Annotated in this window: 22 protein-coding genes; 13 read left to right on the top strand and 9 right to left on the bottom strand. The window is 46.4% G+C overall.

The window, feature by feature from the left end; genetic code table 11:
• Positions 1-5: 5 nt before the first annotated feature.
• From pheT to infC, 5 genes are read right to left on the bottom strand one after another with little or no spacing between them, the layout of a single operon-like run.
• On the bottom strand, positions 6-2,093 hold the full coding sequence (gene pheT / locus I8H75_02125; protein MBH2006133.1) for a phenylalanine--tRNA ligase subunit beta: 2,088 nt from the start codon (positions 2,091-2,093) through the stop codon (positions 6-8).
• 3 nt (positions 2,094-2,096) lie between these two features.
• Positions 2,097-3,110 (bottom strand): phenylalanine--tRNA ligase subunit alpha, encoded by a 1,014-nt coding sequence (gene pheS, locus I8H75_02120; GenBank protein MBH2006132.1) that lies wholly within the window; start codon positions 3,108-3,110, stop codon positions 2,097-2,099.
• Positions 3,097-3,450 (bottom strand): 50S ribosomal protein L20, encoded by a 354-nt coding sequence (gene rplT / locus I8H75_02115; protein ID MBH2006131.1) that lies wholly within the window; start codon positions 3,448-3,450, stop codon positions 3,097-3,099. Before rplT ends, pheS begins: the two co-directional genes overlap by 14 nt.
• 26 nt (positions 3,451-3,476) lie before the next feature.
• Entirely contained in the window at positions 3,477-3,707 is a 231-nt protein-coding gene (gene rpmI, locus I8H75_02110; GenBank protein MBH2006130.1) for a 50S ribosomal protein L35, read from the bottom strand.
• A gap of 45 nt (positions 3,708-3,752) precedes the next feature.
• Positions 3,753-4,262, bottom strand: a complete 510-nt coding sequence (infC, locus tag I8H75_02105; GenBank protein ID MBH2006129.1) for a translation initiation factor IF-3 — start codon at positions 4,260-4,262, stop codon at positions 3,753-3,755.
• A 159-nt stretch (positions 4,263-4,421) separates the two neighbouring features.
• On the opposite strand from infC, the gene I8H75_02100 reads away from it, so the two are divergent.
• Genes I8H75_02100 through I8H75_02070 form a run of 7 tightly spaced genes read left to right on the top strand, consistent with a single transcriptional unit; the run spans position 4,422 to position 8,218 of the window.
• Entirely contained in the window at positions 4,422-4,634 is a 213-nt protein-coding gene (locus I8H75_02100; GenBank protein MBH2006128.1) for a hypothetical protein, read from the top strand.
• Between the two features lie 36 nt (positions 4,635-4,670).
• Positions 4,671-5,300, top strand: a complete 630-nt coding sequence (locus I8H75_02095) for a hypothetical protein (protein MBH2006127.1) — start codon at positions 4,671-4,673, stop codon at positions 5,298-5,300.
• Between the two features lie 56 nt (positions 5,301-5,356).
• Positions 5,357-6,253 (top strand): hypothetical protein, encoded by an 897-nt coding sequence (locus I8H75_02090; protein MBH2006126.1) that lies wholly within the window; start codon positions 5,357-5,359, stop codon positions 6,251-6,253.
• A 12-nt stretch (positions 6,254-6,265) separates the two neighbouring features.
• A complete protein-coding gene (locus tag I8H75_02085) occupies positions 6,266-6,550 on the top strand; it encodes a hypothetical protein (GenBank protein ID MBH2006125.1) in 285 nt (94 codons plus the stop codon).
• Between the two features lie 12 nt (positions 6,551-6,562).
• Positions 6,563-7,216, top strand: coding sequence for a hypothetical protein (locus tag I8H75_02080; GenBank protein ID MBH2006124.1), 654 nt, complete (start codon positions 6,563-6,565; stop codon positions 7,214-7,216).
• A 3-nt stretch (positions 7,217-7,219) separates the two neighbouring features.
• Complete coding sequence (locus tag I8H75_02075) at positions 7,220-7,582, top strand: hypothetical protein (GenBank protein MBH2006123.1); 363 nt, start codon at positions 7,220-7,222, stop codon at positions 7,580-7,582.
• A complete protein-coding gene (locus tag I8H75_02070; protein ID MBH2006122.1) occupies positions 7,583-8,218 on the top strand; it encodes a hypothetical protein in 636 nt (211 codons plus the stop codon).
• An 11-nt stretch (positions 8,219-8,229) separates the two neighbouring features.
• Here the strand turns inward: I8H75_02070 and asnS are convergent, their stop codons facing one another.
• Complete coding sequence (asnS, locus tag I8H75_02065) at positions 8,230-9,540, bottom strand: asparagine--tRNA ligase (GenBank protein ID MBH2006121.1); 1,311 nt, start codon at positions 9,538-9,540, stop codon at positions 8,230-8,232.
• A 7-nt stretch (positions 9,541-9,547) separates the two neighbouring features.
• Here asnS and I8H75_02060 point away from each other — a divergent pair, with 7 nt between their 5' ends.
• Entirely contained in the window at positions 9,548-10,117 is a 570-nt protein-coding gene (locus I8H75_02060; GenBank protein MBH2006120.1) for a thymidine kinase, read from the top strand.
• Between the two features lie 17 nt (positions 10,118-10,134).
• Here the strand turns inward: I8H75_02060 and I8H75_02055 are convergent, their stop codons facing one another.
• Together I8H75_02055 and I8H75_02050 are read right to left on the bottom strand one after the other, a co-directional pair.
• On the bottom strand, positions 10,135-11,031 hold the full coding sequence (locus I8H75_02055; GenBank protein ID MBH2006119.1) for a hypothetical protein: 897 nt from the start codon (positions 11,029-11,031) through the stop codon (positions 10,135-10,137).
• Entirely contained in the window at positions 11,028-12,428 is a 1,401-nt protein-coding gene (locus tag I8H75_02050; protein MBH2006118.1) for a hypothetical protein, read from the bottom strand. Before I8H75_02050 ends, I8H75_02055 begins: the two co-directional genes overlap by 4 nt.
• 370 nt (positions 12,429-12,798) lie before the next feature.
• Between I8H75_02050 and I8H75_02045 the strand changes: the two genes are divergently transcribed.
• From I8H75_02045 to I8H75_02025, 5 genes are all read left to right on the top strand, one after another.
• Entirely contained in the window at positions 12,799-14,019 is a 1,221-nt protein-coding gene (locus I8H75_02045; GenBank protein MBH2006117.1) for an AAA family ATPase, read from the top strand.
• 71 nt (positions 14,020-14,090) lie between these two features.
• Positions 14,091-14,612: a hypoxanthine phosphoribosyltransferase gene (hpt, locus tag I8H75_02040; GenBank protein MBH2006116.1), complete on the top strand. Its 522-nt coding sequence runs from the start codon at positions 14,091-14,093 to the stop codon at positions 14,610-14,612.
• 49 nt (positions 14,613-14,661) lie between these two features.
• Positions 14,662-14,847 carry a hypothetical protein gene (locus tag I8H75_02035; protein ID MBH2006115.1) on the top strand — a complete coding sequence of 62 codons (186 nt, stop codon included), beginning with the start codon at positions 14,662-14,664 and terminating at the stop codon, positions 14,845-14,847.
• On the top strand, positions 14,837-15,649 hold the full coding sequence (gene truA, locus I8H75_02030) for a tRNA pseudouridine(38-40) synthase TruA (GenBank protein MBH2006114.1): 813 nt from the start codon (positions 14,837-14,839) through the stop codon (positions 15,647-15,649). Before I8H75_02035 ends, truA begins: the two co-directional genes overlap by 11 nt.
• Before the next feature lie 241 nt (positions 15,650-15,890).
• On the top strand, positions 15,891-16,088 hold the full coding sequence (locus tag I8H75_02025) for a hypothetical protein (protein ID MBH2006113.1): 198 nt from the start codon (positions 15,891-15,893) through the stop codon (positions 16,086-16,088).
• A gap of 236 nt (positions 16,089-16,324) precedes the next feature.
• On the opposite strand, the gene I8H75_02020 is transcribed toward I8H75_02025, so the two are convergent.
• The coding region (locus tag I8H75_02020; GenBank protein MBH2006112.1) for a DUF1566 domain-containing protein at positions 16,325-16,840 on the bottom strand (516 nt) is incomplete at its 5' end.

Here is a 16,840-nt window from a genome sequence, read left to right as displayed (position 1 = left end):
GGCCCTCAAGCCTCTCTGAGAATGGCTTGATGGCTTAATCGGAATTGCTGCAGCAGCTCCTCAAACAAAGGGTTTATTTCTTCGTCTTTTAAAGTCCGTTCAGGATGTCTCAGGCGAATTCGCAATGCAATGGATTTTTTGTCCTCCGGAACTCCTTTGCCTTGATAGACATCAAAAATTTCAACGGATTCCAACAAAGAGTTGAATGCTTTGAAACTTCGAACGGTATCCAGCAAATTTCCTGCAGGCAACTTGGAATCAACCAGCAGAGCAAAGTCTCTTTCGATACTGGGAAATTTAAGCAAGGGCTTCATCTGAGGAATCTTAAAGCACCCTGGGAGCAGCATTTTTAAATCGATTTCAAACGCGCAACACCTGGATACTTCTCCGAGCGCAGGATCCAAAAAGCCTACATATCCCAAAGTTGTATTCGCTGCGCGAATTTCAGCAACTTGACGAGGGTGAAAATAACTAGGAGCGTTGGAAGCAACAGCAAAAGAGACAGAAGCATGCAAAGCTTCAAAAAACTGTTCAAGGCTTCCTTTCAACTTCAAGAAATCACCCGGTGATTGAATGCCCGCTACCAGCAAGCGTTCGACGGCATAAGAATCGAAACTCATATTCTCAACCGTCAACTGGGCCGTATCAGGAAGCGAACCATTCGGATTAGGACCCTCAAAAACGCACCCTATCTCAAAAAAAGACATTTCTTTGCTTTGGTTTCTTAAGTTCAGGGATCGATTTCTCAGCAAGCCAGGAAACAGATGGGTACGCATCACCGAAGCTTCTTCGCCTAACGGATTTTGTATTTTAATGGGCTTGATGCTTGAGAATAGAGCCATTTCAGAAGGAGATCCAAACGCGTAATTGATGCATTCGTAAAACCCAGCTTTTGAAAAGTGAAGGCGTATCGCCTGTTCCAAACGATCGATATCAACGTCGATTCGTTGAGCTTCAAACTTTCGGCTGCTGCTTAATCTAAGCGGAATTTGATCAAAACCGATCAAGCGAATGGCTTCCTCAATCAAATCGATTTCCTCTCGAAGATCCGGGCGCCAGGTTGGTGCCCGAAAATATAAGGAATCGTGGCCAGTCCGACCGGCGGCTTCAATGCCCAAACCTAAAAAACGCAATCTGAGTTCGGGCATATCGATTTCCGATAAGCCAGAAATCGAAAGCAAGCGATTTGGGCGAAATGGAATCTCCAAAGGCTCAATCGGTTTCGAATAAATATCCACCGCTTCTCTTCGGACACGTCCTCCCGCAAGCTCGATCATGAGGCTCGCTGCGCGTTCAAGTGCTTGGATCACTCCATTCGGGTCGGTTCCCCGTTCGAAGCGATAGCTCGAGTCCGTTGAAATACCGTAGCGTTTTGCGGTTTTGCGTATGCCAGTGGGTTCAAAGTACGCAGATTCAAGCAAAATATTCTGAGTTGCTTTGGAAACCTCCGTATTCTTTGCACCCATCACACCGGCTAAGGCAATTGGCGTTTCTTCATCGGCAATGACCAACTCCTCTTCACTGAGCTCGCATTCTTGATCATTTAAGAGAACAATCTTTTCACCCAGAATTGCTTTTCGAATTCGAAGATTGATGCGTCCTTTGGACTTAGCGATTTGATCCAAATCAAAAGCATGCAGAGGCTGGCCGCGTTCCAATAAAACCCAGTTTGTAATATCAACCACGTTGTTAATGGACTTAAGACCCAGGCTTTCAAGCTTGGAGACCAGCCAATCTGGGCTTGGGGCTACGTGCACGCCCTCGATGATTCGACAAGCATAGCGCGGGCAAGACTCTTTTGCTTCAATTTGGACCTGAACCCAATCGTGAATGGGAGCTCCAAGCTCTTTCAGCGATGGAACTGAAAAACTGGGCCGAACCCCTAGTGTCGCAGCGAGCTCTCGAACAACCCCAATATGACTTAAAGCATCCGGTCGATTGGGAGTGACTTTAAGCTCAAAAATCGTATCTTCATCATGCTGAGCCATGCCCTCCACTTCCAGACCTGCTTCGGTCAAGCGTTTGGCGATCTCTTCTTTGGACAGAGAGGATAAATCAAGAAAAGTTTGTAAAGTTTGCTGGCTGATGTGCATAATTCAAAATTGACTGAGAAAGCGCTGATCGTTTTCAAAAAAGTAGCGAATATCATCGATCCCATGACGCAACATTGCGATGCGTTCAAGCCCCATCCCAACCGCAAATCCTCGTACTTTTTCGGGATCGAGCCCCACCGCCCGCAAGACAAAGGGGTGAACAATGCCAGAGCCTAAAATTTCAATCCATCCAGATTGTTTACACAGTCGACATCCTTTGCCGTCGCAAGCAAAACAGCTGATATCCACTTCTGCACTGGGTTCGGTAAAAGGAAAATAACTGGGCCTTAGTCGAAGCTGTGAACGACTCGAAAAAAGTTTATGAATCAAATAAGTGAGAGTCCCTTTCAGATCCGCAAACGAAATGTTGTCATCCAAAGCCAGTAATTCGATCTGGTGAAACATCGGAGAATGAGTCGAATCTTGATCGTGTCGAAAAACCTTTCCCAAGCAAGCGACTCTCATAGAAGCTTCTTTTCTTGCCAACATGGCACGAATTTGAACCGGACTTGTCTGAGTACGCAACACAACGCCTGGAGTCAGGTAGAATGTGTCTTGCATCTCTCGAGCAGGATGTTGCTGAGGAATATTGAGGGCTTCAAAATTGTAAAAATCGTGCTCGATCTCCGGACCGCGTACGGAGTCAAACCCAAGCTCACGAACGATTTCTAGAATCTCTTGGGCCGTCTGGGAAAGGATGTGCTGGCGACCTTCGTCGACCCGACACCCTGGGAGCGTAACATCAATCCAACCGTCTCTTAAACGTTCAATTCGAACTTGGTCCAAACGCCCTGCTGTTTCAATGGCCCAACGATTGAGATCATCTCGCAGGGAATTCGCTTGAGCCCCTCTTTCACGTTTTTCTTCAATTGAAAGAGCCCCCATCTGTTTCAAAATTTCAGAAAGAGGGCTTTTTTTCCCTAAGTAGTGAACTTTCAGGGAATCGAGCTCTTCGAGACTCGCGCAAGAGGCAAACGAAGACTCCGCGGTTTGTCTCAGTTCCTCAAGCGGCTGCATTGACTTGACCCACGAGCGCCGCGAACGCCGCTGAATCGGAAATTGCCAATTCAGAGAGAGCGCGTCGATCGAGAGCAACATCAGCTGCTTTGAGCTTAGCCATAAGGACGCTGTAGCTCAAGCCATTTTGGCGGGCTGCCGCATTCAAACGAGTAATCCAAAGCTTTCGGTATTCTCGTTTCTTAACTTTTCGATCTCGGTAAGCATAAACAAGGCCTCTTTCAACACTTTCTACAGCGGTTCGAAAGAGTCGATTTCGAGTGCCAATGTGGCCTGAAGCCAATTTCAAGATGCGTTTACGACGATGACGAGCCTTAAATCCACGAGTTACACGAGCCATATACTAAATCCTTTTTTAAATGAAACTTAAAACAAATAGGGAATCATGCGTTCTGTGCGCAAAGAATCACCTTTATTTAAGTATCCTGCTTTGAGCAAGTTGCGTTTGCGTTTGCGATTTTTATTGCTTAAACAATGAGATTTCCCTTTGCTGGGAACCTTAATCAAGCCGGTTCCTGTCACAGAAAGCCGCTTCATCGCTCCACGGTTACTCTTCATTTTGGGCTTGAAGCCTCTTTTTTTATTACAACCTGCCATACGCCTCTTCCAATTCCTCTCTTTTTCTTAAAAACACAAGGGGGGTTACTTCTTCTTCTGAGGTCCTACAATCATGACCATCTGTCGACCTTCCATTTTCGCTGGAGATTCAACAATAGCGTCTTCTTGAAGGGCTTCAACGACTCGTTTCATCAGCTCAAAACCAATTTGTGGGTGCACAATTTCCCGGCCTCGAAACATCACCGTCACTTTGCCTTTGTTGCCATCGCCTAGAAATGTTTTTAGGCGATTTATTTTTGTTTCAAAATCGTGAACATCGGTTTTAGGTCGAAGTTTCACTTCTTTGAGCTCAATAACCTGCTGCTTCTTTTTAGCTTCGTTGGCTTTGCGCTTTTGTTGGTACTTAAATTTCCCATAATCCATGATTTTACAAACCGGTGGCTTTGCCATCGGAGAAACTTCGACCAAGTCCATTCCCATCGATTCCGCTTTTCGCAAAGCTTCCTGGGTTGGCAAAACACCCAGTTGCTCACCGTCTTCCATAATGACGCGAATTTCAGGAACGCGAATGCGACGATTGACTCGGGGTTCCATCACGCGTTGTTTAGGAATTCGATCGCCTTCTAAATTGCCAGAGCCTGTTTGAGGATGCGAATTGGGATACTGCATGGATGGGGACCTTATTGCCTTAAAGCAGCATATTTGACAAGGGGTTGAGTATGAAGCGCCTTGCTTGGCTCATCAAGAACCCGTTTGTTAGCGCTTTTTTTTCTGGATACTGTGTGTTCAAGGGATCAAAGAGTAGTCTCAAATGCGGCGCTCAGCTTCGGAGCCTTGGGTTCAAGTCAGTTCTTAACAGGAAGCCAAGAACGAGATCTGCGTGGTAAATTGACGACCGATCCAGTAGGACTCGCTTCTCTCGAAAAAGCGGCCAGATTTTTAATCGAAATCAAGCAACGGTATTGACACAGGAAAATATATGAATAAAATAGGCTCTAATTTATGAGAAAAAATGCAGCGTATTTTTGGATGATTTTAAGTTGCTGTTTTTTTTCCAGTGCAACTCCTTCAGCCAAGAATCCATCGGATGACCTAACTCAATTGATCATCGATTTGGATCCAAAAGCCTACGGTTATCGGGCAGCATCACACGGAATGCAGGTTTCGTTATTCGCGGATCCCTTTTTGAACGGCCGGCTGACACTCGATTACGAACTTCGCCTATTGGAATTTTTGACGATGACGTTTCCGATCTCTTTTGACAGTACGAGCCTCGCCATAACTCGGTTCAACTTTAATCCAAGAGTAGCTGAGCAGTGGTCGCTTCTTGCCGGTGGAGGTATCAAATACCGACTGTCCGAATGGATGGCAAAAGCGAGTTTTTATGCTGAATTTTGGCTTCAAACAGGTGTTTACGCTCAGCAAGCAATCGGCTTTGGCGGCTTTCGCTATGCTTGGCGAATCCGGCCTTCATTTTATGCAGGCTGGGAACGCATTTTTGAGACGGGCCTCCTATTAGGACTCAGCGCGGGTGTTGAATACGATTGGGATATTCCTGTAGGCAAAGAAATCGCTTACCGAGAGAATCAATTTCGTTTTATTCCCGGAGTCCGAGTGGGGTACGCATGGTAAAACGAGTCTTGATGGTCCTTGCTTTTTTAGGCGGTTGCCACAGCCGAGAGCTTAACATGAATGCTGTTGATCTGAGCCCTTACACCAAAGATCTCAGATCCGATCCAAGCGCGTTTCCTGCTTATATTGATCAAGTCCTCTCTTTGAACCAAGGCGCAAAGCGCTTAGGCGATCGCTTGACTCAAACAACGGGCATTCAACAAATCTATTTGATCGGCTCGAAAGGAAAACTGCCCGAAGCTTACGTTTACGCTCTGAGTAAAACAGCCTCGAAGCCCCGAATTATTGAAATATTGACTTCTCAATTCGAATCCGATGCCAACGCATTCCAATGGACCGAAGAGGAGCAAAGGCAGCTGCTCGAGCGAATTTTGGAACAAAATCATGATCCGGAAGCCTTATTTTACTTTCGAAAGCATCCGAACAAAGCACTTATTGGAGCAATCGAGCCTTATTCGGCAATTCTTGAAAGCGATTCAAAAGACTATCAAGAATCAACGCTGAAAAGCAAAATCTATTTTAAGCTAGACTCTCTTCAATTTTCAGAGTTTGCCTCCTATGTTCAGACCCTGGGAGGCTCTTCGCGTTTGGCTTTTGGAATTTTTGCTTTTCTACAAGGACATGATCTTCTTTTGGCTGCTACGACGACGTTGAAGCACTACTCAAACGATTCAGACAAAAATCTTGCGGATTCTATTTTTCACTATTTCCAGTCCGTTCAGCCTCGAGCTCTTGAAAATGAGGATATTCGATTGAATATCAACGCGGTGGTGGATTCGTTTGAGAGCATGAATCAAGAGCAAGTGACTGAATTTGAAAAACATTTGGCCACAGATTCAAACTATTTTCTTGAGTTACCCAATCATCTGAAAACTCTGGAAGAAATGGGATCTTTAACGGATGCTCTAGGCGAGTTTGCGAAAAGGTTTCTGGAAATTAAACTAGTTCAATAAAAAAGGAAAACGATGAAAAAAATATTTACCCTAAGCTCGCTCTTTTTAACCTCCATTCTCTTCGCTCAAACGGAGTCCGCTTTTGAGAAAATCAAAAGAATGAAACAGGAACAAGAAAATAGTCGACAGATTTTAAAAGACGCTATGGCGAATTTTGCCTTAGAAGCGAGCAAATTGAGAGAGCAAAGAGAGGAACACAAGGAAGCGACGAGCAACCTGATCGAAGTGACCAGCAACTTGATTGAAGAACACAAAGAAGTGATTGCGACCCTCAACGCAACCAAGTTAACCCAGTAAGAGATTTTTATCATGCAGGCTAAGCAACGATTGTTTGGAATCTTATTCTACTTAGCGGTGGGAAATCTCATGGCTGAGCCCATGTTCGATCGGATTAAAAAAATCCGGGATTCAAGCAATCATGAGCAAACCATGATGTTCTTGAAGGATGTCCGCCATGCTCGGGAAGCCAAAGCCTCTCTCAGAGAGCAGATCCTCACTCATGAAGAATTGCTTCGAAGCAATCCGGTTGAATTAGATTCTCAATACTGCCGCTTGCCAGCGACATACCCATTGGCCACCGAGAGGTACCTGATTGAATGCAAGAGTTCCAAGGCTGCATTGTGTTTGGATACTGCTGCTCATTTTGCCAATATCTCCGATCTTTGGTCTCATGGATCTTTTGAACTCCATGATTCGATTCGCTGTGTGAAGCTTAAACACGAATCGATTGATCTATTGACACGCATTGTAACGATAGAGAGCCTGGCGGGCAGGCTTCCTCCTACGTTCGTTCCTCAAAACGAATGCCATCGAGCACTGTTGAAATCAAATCTTTCACTCGTCAATTGCAGCTTGGAAGATCAAACCCTCTGTCTCGCGGTTCAAGACAATTTTGGCGGCAGAGTCCTGAAGCGATATAAAAATATCGACTTGAATCAAATTAAATGTTCCATAATAAAATAATAAATGAAATCTTTTTTAGTAATTAATTTTCTATTTGCTTTTTCTTTGTTCGCGGATGAATGTGCGGATGCTTATCGCTGGAATGAAAGTGATCAGGAATGCTGGATTTTGTGTGCAGAAGATCAAATCCCTTTGGATGCCGATACCTGCTCAGAGGCGACTCCAAAGCCCGACCTGAAATCACTCATCAAGTTCGAAGTGAAGCACGAGCCCTTGACAGAATCACCCAAAGCTCTTTCAGAAAAAGGTTACCTTAGCCAGGAGAAGCTGTTGGTTGGAGCGGTCGGATTTGTCGCTGTTATTGCGGCCAGTGTGTCTTTATGCTGGGCAGCCCATCAAGAGCTCAAACAAATTGGAGCCAAATAAATGATTAGAAAAATATTCACACTCTCTTTCGCCTTCAGTTTACTCGTGCCTTCAGTCAGTTTTGCAGCTCGAAAGAATGAAAATCCGAATGGCTTTTTGAAAGGTGCTTGGGCAACGGCAACCCTCGCCTGGTCTATTTTGCGCGGAACCGGACTTGCACAGCATCAAACCAGGTTTAATCAATTGCTTCAAACCGTCCAAAGAGAAGGTCCCACCACTTCTCTGCGAGAACAGTTTCGCCAGGCAGTCGCTCTCTACGAAGCGTATTTGCTGCGCCATCATGGAAATCGAGAAGCCCCAGGCTTAAGAGACGTAGAGCAACGAATTGCCTTGATTCAAAGAAATTTGGATTCTTTCGCAACTCCTCAACGAGCAGCTTCTCGTCTCGGGATGAGCCCAGAAAGAACGACTCGAGTCTTGGAACAACTGGGCCCTGAATCCAGTCCTCAAGGCCTAGGTCGAATTCTAGAAGGCGTGTCTGACGTTCTTGAGCTTCGTGTGATCACAGGCGATCGCAATCGAAAGCTTTTTCGAGTTCACTCGAAAGATAACTCGCCAGAATCAGAGGAACTTGCGCAGCGGATTAACGATGCTTTGCAAGGTAAAAACCGCTTAGCACCCCCGCCGGTCAACTAAATCAAACAGGTTCATGGACTGAGTCGGTCTAGCGTGCGAGCGAATGGAATCGTCTCTCGCACATGATGCAGGCCGCAGATCCAAGCGACACAGCGTTCAATTCCCATCCCAAAACCGGCATGTGGCACGGAGCCGTAGCGCCTGAGATCCAAAAACCATTCAAAATCTGCTTGATTTAAACCGTGTCGATCGATTTCTTGCAAGAGAAGATCCAAATTTTCCTCACGCTGCCCGCCCCCAATAATCTCGCCATAGCCTTCTGGGGCTAAAACATCCATACAAGCAGCGTAGGTCGGATCCGCCGAATCTTTTTTCATATAAAAGGCTTTAATCGCGGCTGGGAAATGCGTGACGATTAAAGGCCGATCATACTGTTTCGTCAGTTCGGTTTCATGAGGAGCTCCAAAATCGCCTCCCATCTCAATTTCCATCCCAAGTTCTTGGATTTTATGCACTGCATCTTGGTAATGCAATCTTGGAAACGGCTTTTGGGTATTCTTGACGACTGTTAAATCACGCTCAAGAATCTCGACGAGTTCCTGTTCGTGCTGGTTCAAAACTCGTTCAACCACGAAGCATAAAAAATCTTCGGCAAGCTGAATATCGCCTTCCAAATCCATAAATGCAGCTTCTGGCTCCACCATCCAAAATTCATTCAAGTGCCGGCGTGTTTTGCTTTTTTCTGCTCGAAAAGTTGGGCCAAAGCAATAAGACTTCCCAAAAGCCATGCAAGCGGCTTCTTGATAAAGTTGCCCGGATTGAGAAAGGTAGGCTTTTCTTTGATCAAACCATTGCGTTTCGAAAAGCGTGGAGGTTCCCTCGCAAGCGTTCGGGGTAAAAATGGGGCTATCGACCAATAAAAAATGATTGGAGTCTAGGTAATCGCGGCAAGCCTTAATAATCGTGGCACGAATGCGCAAAATTGCGTGCTGCCGCCTAGAACGCAACCAAAGATGCCGATGGTCCATGAGAAAAGCATCTCCGTGTTCTTTCTTCGAAATTGGATATTCTTCGGAGCGAGAAACGGCCTTGAAATCCGTCACTTGAAGTTCATAGCCGCAATAAGGGGCTCGCTCGTCTTTTCGAACGACGCCAGTGACTTGCAAGGAAGACTCTTGCGACAAGCTTGATGCAGACTCAAAAGCCTCTTCGGATACATCCTGCCGGCTCATCACCGCTTGAATAAAACCCGTTCCATCTCGAATTTGCAAAAATTGAATTTTTCCAGAACCGCGCTTATTGTAAAGCCATCCGTTTAAGGTTAGTTTCCGCCCTTCCCAATTCGAAATATTTTTGATCATGTAAGGGCTTATTAGAACCATGGAACCAATGCGTCAACTCAATACCGGGGTCATCGAAGTCATCTGCGGGCCCATGTTTTCTGGCAAAACAGAGGAACTGATCCGAAGGCTTAGAAGAGCCGAAATTGCCAAGCAACGCATTCTCGTTTTCAAGCCCAAAATCGATATCCGCTTCGATGAAATTCAAATTGTCAGCCACTCTGCTCAAAAGATTCCCTCGATTCCAATCGAAACTCCCGATGACATGGTCCAATATCTTGAGCAGCTGCAAAGCCCAATCGACCTGATTGGAATCGATGAGGCTCAGTTTTTTGATCATTCCTTGATCCCTTTGGTTGAACAGTTCGCGAATTCAGGCATCCGCGTTATTCTATCCGGGCTGGATCAAGACTCAGACGGTTGCCCTTTTGGCCCGATGCCAAACCTGCTTGCGATTGCGGATCTGGTGACCAAACAATGCGCCGTTTGTGTTGTATGTGGAGCATCCGCAACAAAAAGCTTTCGTCTAAAAGATCGCAGTACAAGTCAAGTTTTCGTTGGAGCCAACGATTCTTATGAAGCACGTTGCCGCTGTTGCTATCATAAAGGGAATGCCTAAATCTACCGATTTCTACTCTACCGGCACGTAGTATTTGTACAGTTAGTGAAACTATGTGATCCAGTCTGCAAGTCACTCTGGCTTAAGCTTTCAGAATTTAGCAAAGTCAAGCTGAGACGAGCAAACAACGTTGACCTGGAAGGTGAGCCGGTAGCTTGGATTTGAGTGAAACTTGGAGTTGTACTAAAACTGCTGACGAAGGTTTCAGAAGCGGTATCGGTGACACTATTGCTACAGCCTAGACTTAAGCTCGCGTTTGAGTTCGTCAAAATTCTGCTGGCGGTTTTGGAACGCGAAATAAAGGTTGTTGCGCTGAAATCCCATGATTTGCTTAAACTTTCACTCGGTGTTTGAGAGGAGTTTTGGCTTTTGCTCGAACTGAGCCATTCAGTCGTAGTTTCAGAGGGCCCCGTCACACTCGCTGTCAATGCGCAAGGCAGTGTTCGAGTAAATTGACCCAACGCATATTGTTCCGAGTAAGCTGTCGTTTTGCCACTCCAATCCGCATCAATATTGACCAGCATAATATCGCTTTGTCGGATCTGTTCCAGGTATTCCGAAGGCAAATGAAAATTCGCACTCAAGTTATAGCCAATGGCTTTCATTTCAGCCCAAGTCCATGTCACATCGCAGGACACTTTTTCGATACGAAAGTTCATAAAAAGCGAGCAGTTCGCCCGAAATCGACCGACGTAATCAGGCATCGCTTGAATCTGTGGCGAAAGGTATTGCAACAGCGCATGAAGACCTACTGACATCAATCCTTTCTGCTCTTTCTCAGGAAGTGTTTTATTCGAAATCAATCGAATTAGTGCTTCATTGGCTACCGTATCGGATACATTCGTTTCGTGGAAATATCCAGCGAATCCAAAGTGATTGAGCAGCAAAAAACAAAGCACTAATTTATTGTTCAAAGTGGTTTCTCCAGATTTATTGGCAACATTTCGTCGGTTTTCAAATGATAATCGGTATGCTCAATAGCTTCATTCAAAGTTCTCGGAGTGGCATGAATAGAGCTTAATCCGAATGAAAAAGGATCTTGGACCATGAGGGTCGGCTGCAATCCTTCTTCACTTCGTAAAGATGTATCGGCAGACAATACCTCCTGCATTGACCGTAACTCTTGCTCAATCGAGCTCCCTTCGTCTACAGCTAACAACTCTGGGCCCTGATCCGAAAGCAGTAGATTTACCAAGGGTTCCGTGGAAGGGAAAACCGAAACTTCGGGCAGTGCTTCTTTCAATAGCTTTTCTGGCTCTAAAGATAAAGGTGGAGCGAGCCTTGACTGGCGAAAGCGATCGAACCAGTCTTTAGCTCGCAATCCAACCCCGAGCAGGGTTTTAACCATCATCACGTACCGAGTTGCTGTAACGATTGATTGAGTGACCACTTTAACTTGCTCTTGCGTCTCTTCCGAGCTGGACACCGAAGCGATGGCTTGCGTGGTTAATGCCACTGCTTGGAGTGTAGCAACTGTGCTGTAAAAAATTTGCGCATATCGATCTCGATGGGGATGCAGAGCTATTTGTGAGAGAGCATAAAGATCGTAAACGGCAGCTCCTGACCATAGCAATGTCGCACAATTTTGCTCTAAAATTTGATACGACTTTAAAGTGCCTACGGCTATGGAAGTTAACAACTCGATCACCACATAGCCTTGCCTGCCCTTGATGTAGGAATCAAACAATTTCCCATAACGAAGGACCCAACCTGTTTGACTTTCGCTTCGATCGACCCATACACAATTTTCCTCATCCCATTGAGCTTGGAAAAATCGAGGGGATAGCCTCAGCGCAACGATGCTAATGCCCACCAATGAAGCAGACATTGACAAGCAACCAATTGCTTGTTGACCCGGAGCACCCTCTCGCAGGAGTGCTATCGAAGAAGCAAAGGTGGAAGAAATCAAGAAGAAGGTTGGCAAAATGAGTGCACCTGGAAATTGTACCACTTCAAAGCCCATTTTATGAGCCACTCCCGCGCCGATAACGAGTACACCCGTCATTAAGACCCAGTTTCCTATGACAGCGCCTTCGTCATACCGAAGCCAATCGTCTCCTAAAGCCAAGCGAGTCGGACTGCTGGCCCAAGGTAGTGGACCCGCTTGGACTGACAAGGCTTCGTTGCAGCTCAGCAAATCCACTGTCAACCCAGAACGAGCATTCTGAGCGATCTGTGTGGGGTCCACCATCGCCACAGCACCCGCTACTGTCGATACCGCAACCCCATTTTCAGTTATGTCCGTTAGCAAAACTGGAAGCACAGGCTCAGGAAGGGCTTTTTCAGAGGCAGAGGTAAGATAGAGCTGCACAGAAAAATTATTGCAAAACAAACTCGAATCAGTCGAAGCAACTCCCCAAGAGCTCGCAAAGATAATAGCGAAAACAAACAACGCCACCTAACACTCCAAATAATTTTAACAAAAATTTAGGCTATGCTCGAGGGCTAACAAGTAAGTTTTGATAGTGCAAGATAGTTTACAATTTAAGCAGCCATTCCCGCCAACTTAGAAAAATGGCAAGCGATAAAGAGTAGCCCTTTTAAGCTCATGCGTGTTCGAACACGGACACTCAGTCGATGATGCGTGTAGCGCCTATGCTGACGCGGCAAAACTCTTTTGCTCCTTGGCAACCCTCTAGTCGCATCTTTACATCCTCATCTACTCCAGCTAAACCACATGCGTGAAGCGCCTTCCTGATAATACGGCTGATTTTCCGAAACTCATTAAAAACAACTGCGTTTACGTTGACAAGACCAAGCAGCTTTATCATCTCCTAACCGGTTCAGGAGAAAATTTCTTTCTCTCAAGGCCCAGACGTTTTGGAAAAACCTTACTGATTTCAACCTTAGAGCAAATTTTTTTAGGCAATCGAGAGCTGTTTCAAGGTCTTTGGATAAGCCAGAGTGATTACAGCTGGCCTAAACACCCCGTCTTGCGCATCAGCCTGGTCGAAATGGACATGAGCACTCCGGAGCGCTTTGAAAGAGACCTCCTGCAAAAGTTAGAACGCATTGCGCAGAATCTCGATATCAGCCTCGCTTCTGCAGCAACTCCTGCGGCTTGTTTGTCTACTTTGATAGAGGCGCTTTCCAGCCAAAGCTCCGTGGTGCTGTTGATCGACGAATACGACGCGCCGATGCTCGCACATATCGACCGTCCACACATTGCAGAGGCTATGCGAGCGATTCTGAAGTCCTTTTATGGAGTTATCAAAGCATTAGATTGCCATCTACGCTTTGTTTTTCTCACTGGCGTCACCAAGTTTAATAAAACATCCATCTTTTCCGGTATTAATAACCTAGAAGACTTAACCCTAAGCGAACAAGCAGCCACACTCTTGGGAATCGAGCCTGAAGAATTGAGGCTTTATTTCTCAGAGCACATCCAAGCCGTCGCCCATAAACATCGATGCTCCTTGGAGAAACTCTACTTAACATTGCAGGAGTGGTACAATGGCTATCGATTTTCTCCTTACTCCGAGAAGAAGGTTTATAACCCCTGCTCGGTCTTAAAAGCCCTTAATCGAGGACAGTTTGAAGACTACTGGTCTCAAACGGGCACGCCCAGTTTCCTCGTTAAGCTCATTCAAGAGAAAAGCTACCCTATCTTAGATTTAGAGAATCTTGTGTTATCGAGCGAAGACCTAGGAGCCTTTGATGTTGAGCAGATTCAACTCCCGACGCTATTGTTTCAAACCGGTTATTTAACCATTCGGAACTATGACTCGGAAAGTGCCCTCTATCAACTTGCATTTCCAAACCAAGAAGTCACGCAATCGATGATCCGCGTATTAGCGCCTATGCTGACGCGGCAAGACTCTTTTGCTCCTTGGCAACAGTTAGCCAGCAGACTTAACTGCGCTGGGGCTGGCCTTCGATCCAAAAGCCAAGAACATTGTTGACCAAGTCTGGATACGCCTGTAGGCACATCCTACTCTGCTCGCTTGGAGCAGATTTGTGGAGATCGTAAATAATGCCTACTGTAAATGTTTTAATCTCTGAAGAACAACTTCAAAAACGAATTGCGGAACTTGGAAAACAAATTTCTGAACACTACCAAGAGCTTTCAGAGCCCTTGGTCTTGATTGGAGTTCTCAAAGGCTCCTTTCTATTTTTAGCCGATTTATGCAGGCAAATTACACTTTCTCAGGAAATCGAGTTCATGGGAGTCTCTTCTTATGGAGAAGCAACCAAAAGCTCTGGAGTGGTCCAAATTACTCAAGATTTAACGCGTCCGATCCAAAACCGTCACGTTTTGATCGTTGAAGACATCGTTGATACTGGTCTCACAGCGCGCTATCTTCTTGAAAACCTTCGTTCTCGTTCTCCTGCGAGTCTTTCACTCTGCTCCTTGCTTGAAAAACCCACTCAAAATAATGGCACTATCTTGATTGATTTTTGCGGATTTCAAATACCGGATCGTTTTGTTGTAGGCTACGGCTTAGATTGGAGCCAAACCATGAGGAATTTGCCTTTTGTAGGTGTTGTAGAGTAAACAAGCCTTCCTTGCTATTGAGATGTGGTGTGGTATGAGCCTCCTCAAGATGGCAGAGAAGAAGAAAATCGATCCCTTGCAGTTTGACAAGCGTGTGATGCACCGTTTTGTAACCAATCAGAAAATGACCCAAAAAGAATTGCAACAGCACCTTCAAGCACTCCCAGATTTGGCGCAGCAAGCCGACGACATTTCGGGTCGCGTCTATGGGGATAAAAAGGGGCATGCAGCTTAACACCTGGCGTCTATGGATTTCTTACCTGGGGACCCAATATGCAGGTTATCAGCACCAACCTGGACTCGAAACCATCGAGTCGAAGCTCTCCGATGCCTTTGAGCAATTGCTGGGAGAGCGTCCTCGATTAACCCCTGCGGGTCGAACCGATGCGGGCGTTCATGCTCGTGGCCAAGTTGTCTCTTGCCAATTCTACAGTCGATTTGATGAGCGGACTCTCCCTGCAGCCCTTTCTCATTTTGTCGGCCCCAATATTAAAGTCTACCGAGCGGATCGCATGCATGTGGGTTTTGATGCCAAGCGGCAATCCATTGGTAAGCGCTATGTCTATCGCATTAGTCAGCAAGCAAAATTAAATCCCTTTAACCGACTTTTTGCCTGGGATATCCGTCAGCCTTTAAATTTGGAAGCCATGCAAGAGGCGGCAAACTATTTAGTTGGAGACCACGACTACGAAAGTTTTCGTTCCGTTCATTGCACAGCAGAGCATGCGCGGCGCTATCTTTGGTTGATTCGAATCACTCCTGAGGTTCATATTGATATTCGTGGAAATGCTTTTTGCCACAATATGGTTCGCATCATGGTCGGCACTCTAGTCGAAGTTGGAATGGGAAAGCGCGATGCCCAGGATCTTTGCCGCATCCGAGATTCGCGTGATCGTCAATTGGCGGGCCCAACGGCCCCGGCCCATGGCCTAAGCCTAGAAGAAGTTTACTACCCTGATACTCTGAGCCATGCAGAGCTTCCTCTTGACGCAACGTTTCCTAGATTTCCAGTAACTCCTGAAACTTGGCCATGCTAGGAATTGGCTTTTTTGAACTCTTGCTCGTCTTTGTGGCCGCTCTAGCAAAGCGATGAGCTTCGCAACGCAATTGTGGTTGCGTTTATTGTCGCAGCCGTTTTTGACCCCTACTCCAGATCCGTTCACGTTGAATTAGGGTGTGTCCTCAATTTGAGTTTGGCTAAAATTGGGGGTAAATTTCGTATTCCGTTCGGAATATCGTGACAAAACCCCAATCGACAAAGGTTTGAGACTCTGATCTATGGAAGCTTCGAACTGGGGGGCCGTGACGCGGTCTCTCAAGAATTTTGCGCCTGGAAAACCGCAGCAGCATGGACGCCATGAACAAATGCATCGAACCTTAAAACAGGCCGCCGCTCCTCCGGCTCAATCCGATCTTCAAAAGCAGCGAGATTGTTTTGAACGCTTCCGAAGGGCATCGATGATGAGAGAAGCCTAGTCTACTTTTGTTCCATGAAACTAAGGCGTGTCCTCAACCTGATCGTAACGCCTAGCTGAGTCCACACCCGAAGCCTTGCATCTGTTTTGCACATCCATCATCGCATTCGATGCGATTTTAAGGCGACCATCGCTCTCCCGACATTCCTGCTACCAGGCTCCGCCTGGTGCGCGGACCTTCGGTCGCGCAAGAAAAAAGTCTAAAGGACCAAAAGTCAAAGCGTCAACATCCCATCCTCAACGCGCGCAACGGACATAGCCAGAATTGCCCATAACAATGCCGTAGACGTAGCCACCATAGAAATCGACGATCCACGCGAGAGGAGCATTACCCTCAACTGGAGTGCCAGACCAATACACATCGCCATCTTGTTTTTCTACTGCACCTCGTTGTTGATACAGCGCCTCTAATTCCCAAATCGTTGGCAGCCGCCATCCTTCCGACGAACGACTCGCTGCATAAGCTTTGGCTTCTTCAAAAGTCATTGCCTTAGGACTCTTACGGTCCCATTCCAGAGCAGGGATATCTCGGGCATCGCGCGGGCCTCGATACCAATCACCAACTCGCCTGAGCGGATCCACTCGCATCGCTTGGGTACGGACGACTCCAGGCGCATGGATAGGTGTCATACTGGCGGCCACCTGAGAAGCCTGAGCAACGGCTACCGGTGCATGGATAGGAGTCACACTTGAGGCCACCTGCAAAACCTGAGCAGGGGCAACTACCAGCGCATGGGCAGGAGTCACACTAGC

Source organism: Myxococcaceae bacterium (assembly GCA_016000045.1).
In the GTDB taxonomy this organism is placed as follows: domain Bacteria; phylum Myxococcota; class UBA727; order UBA727; family JABDBI01; genus AER2-1.
Note: the sequence above shows the minus strand (reverse complement) of the source record. Positions and strands in the feature narration are given on the sequence as shown.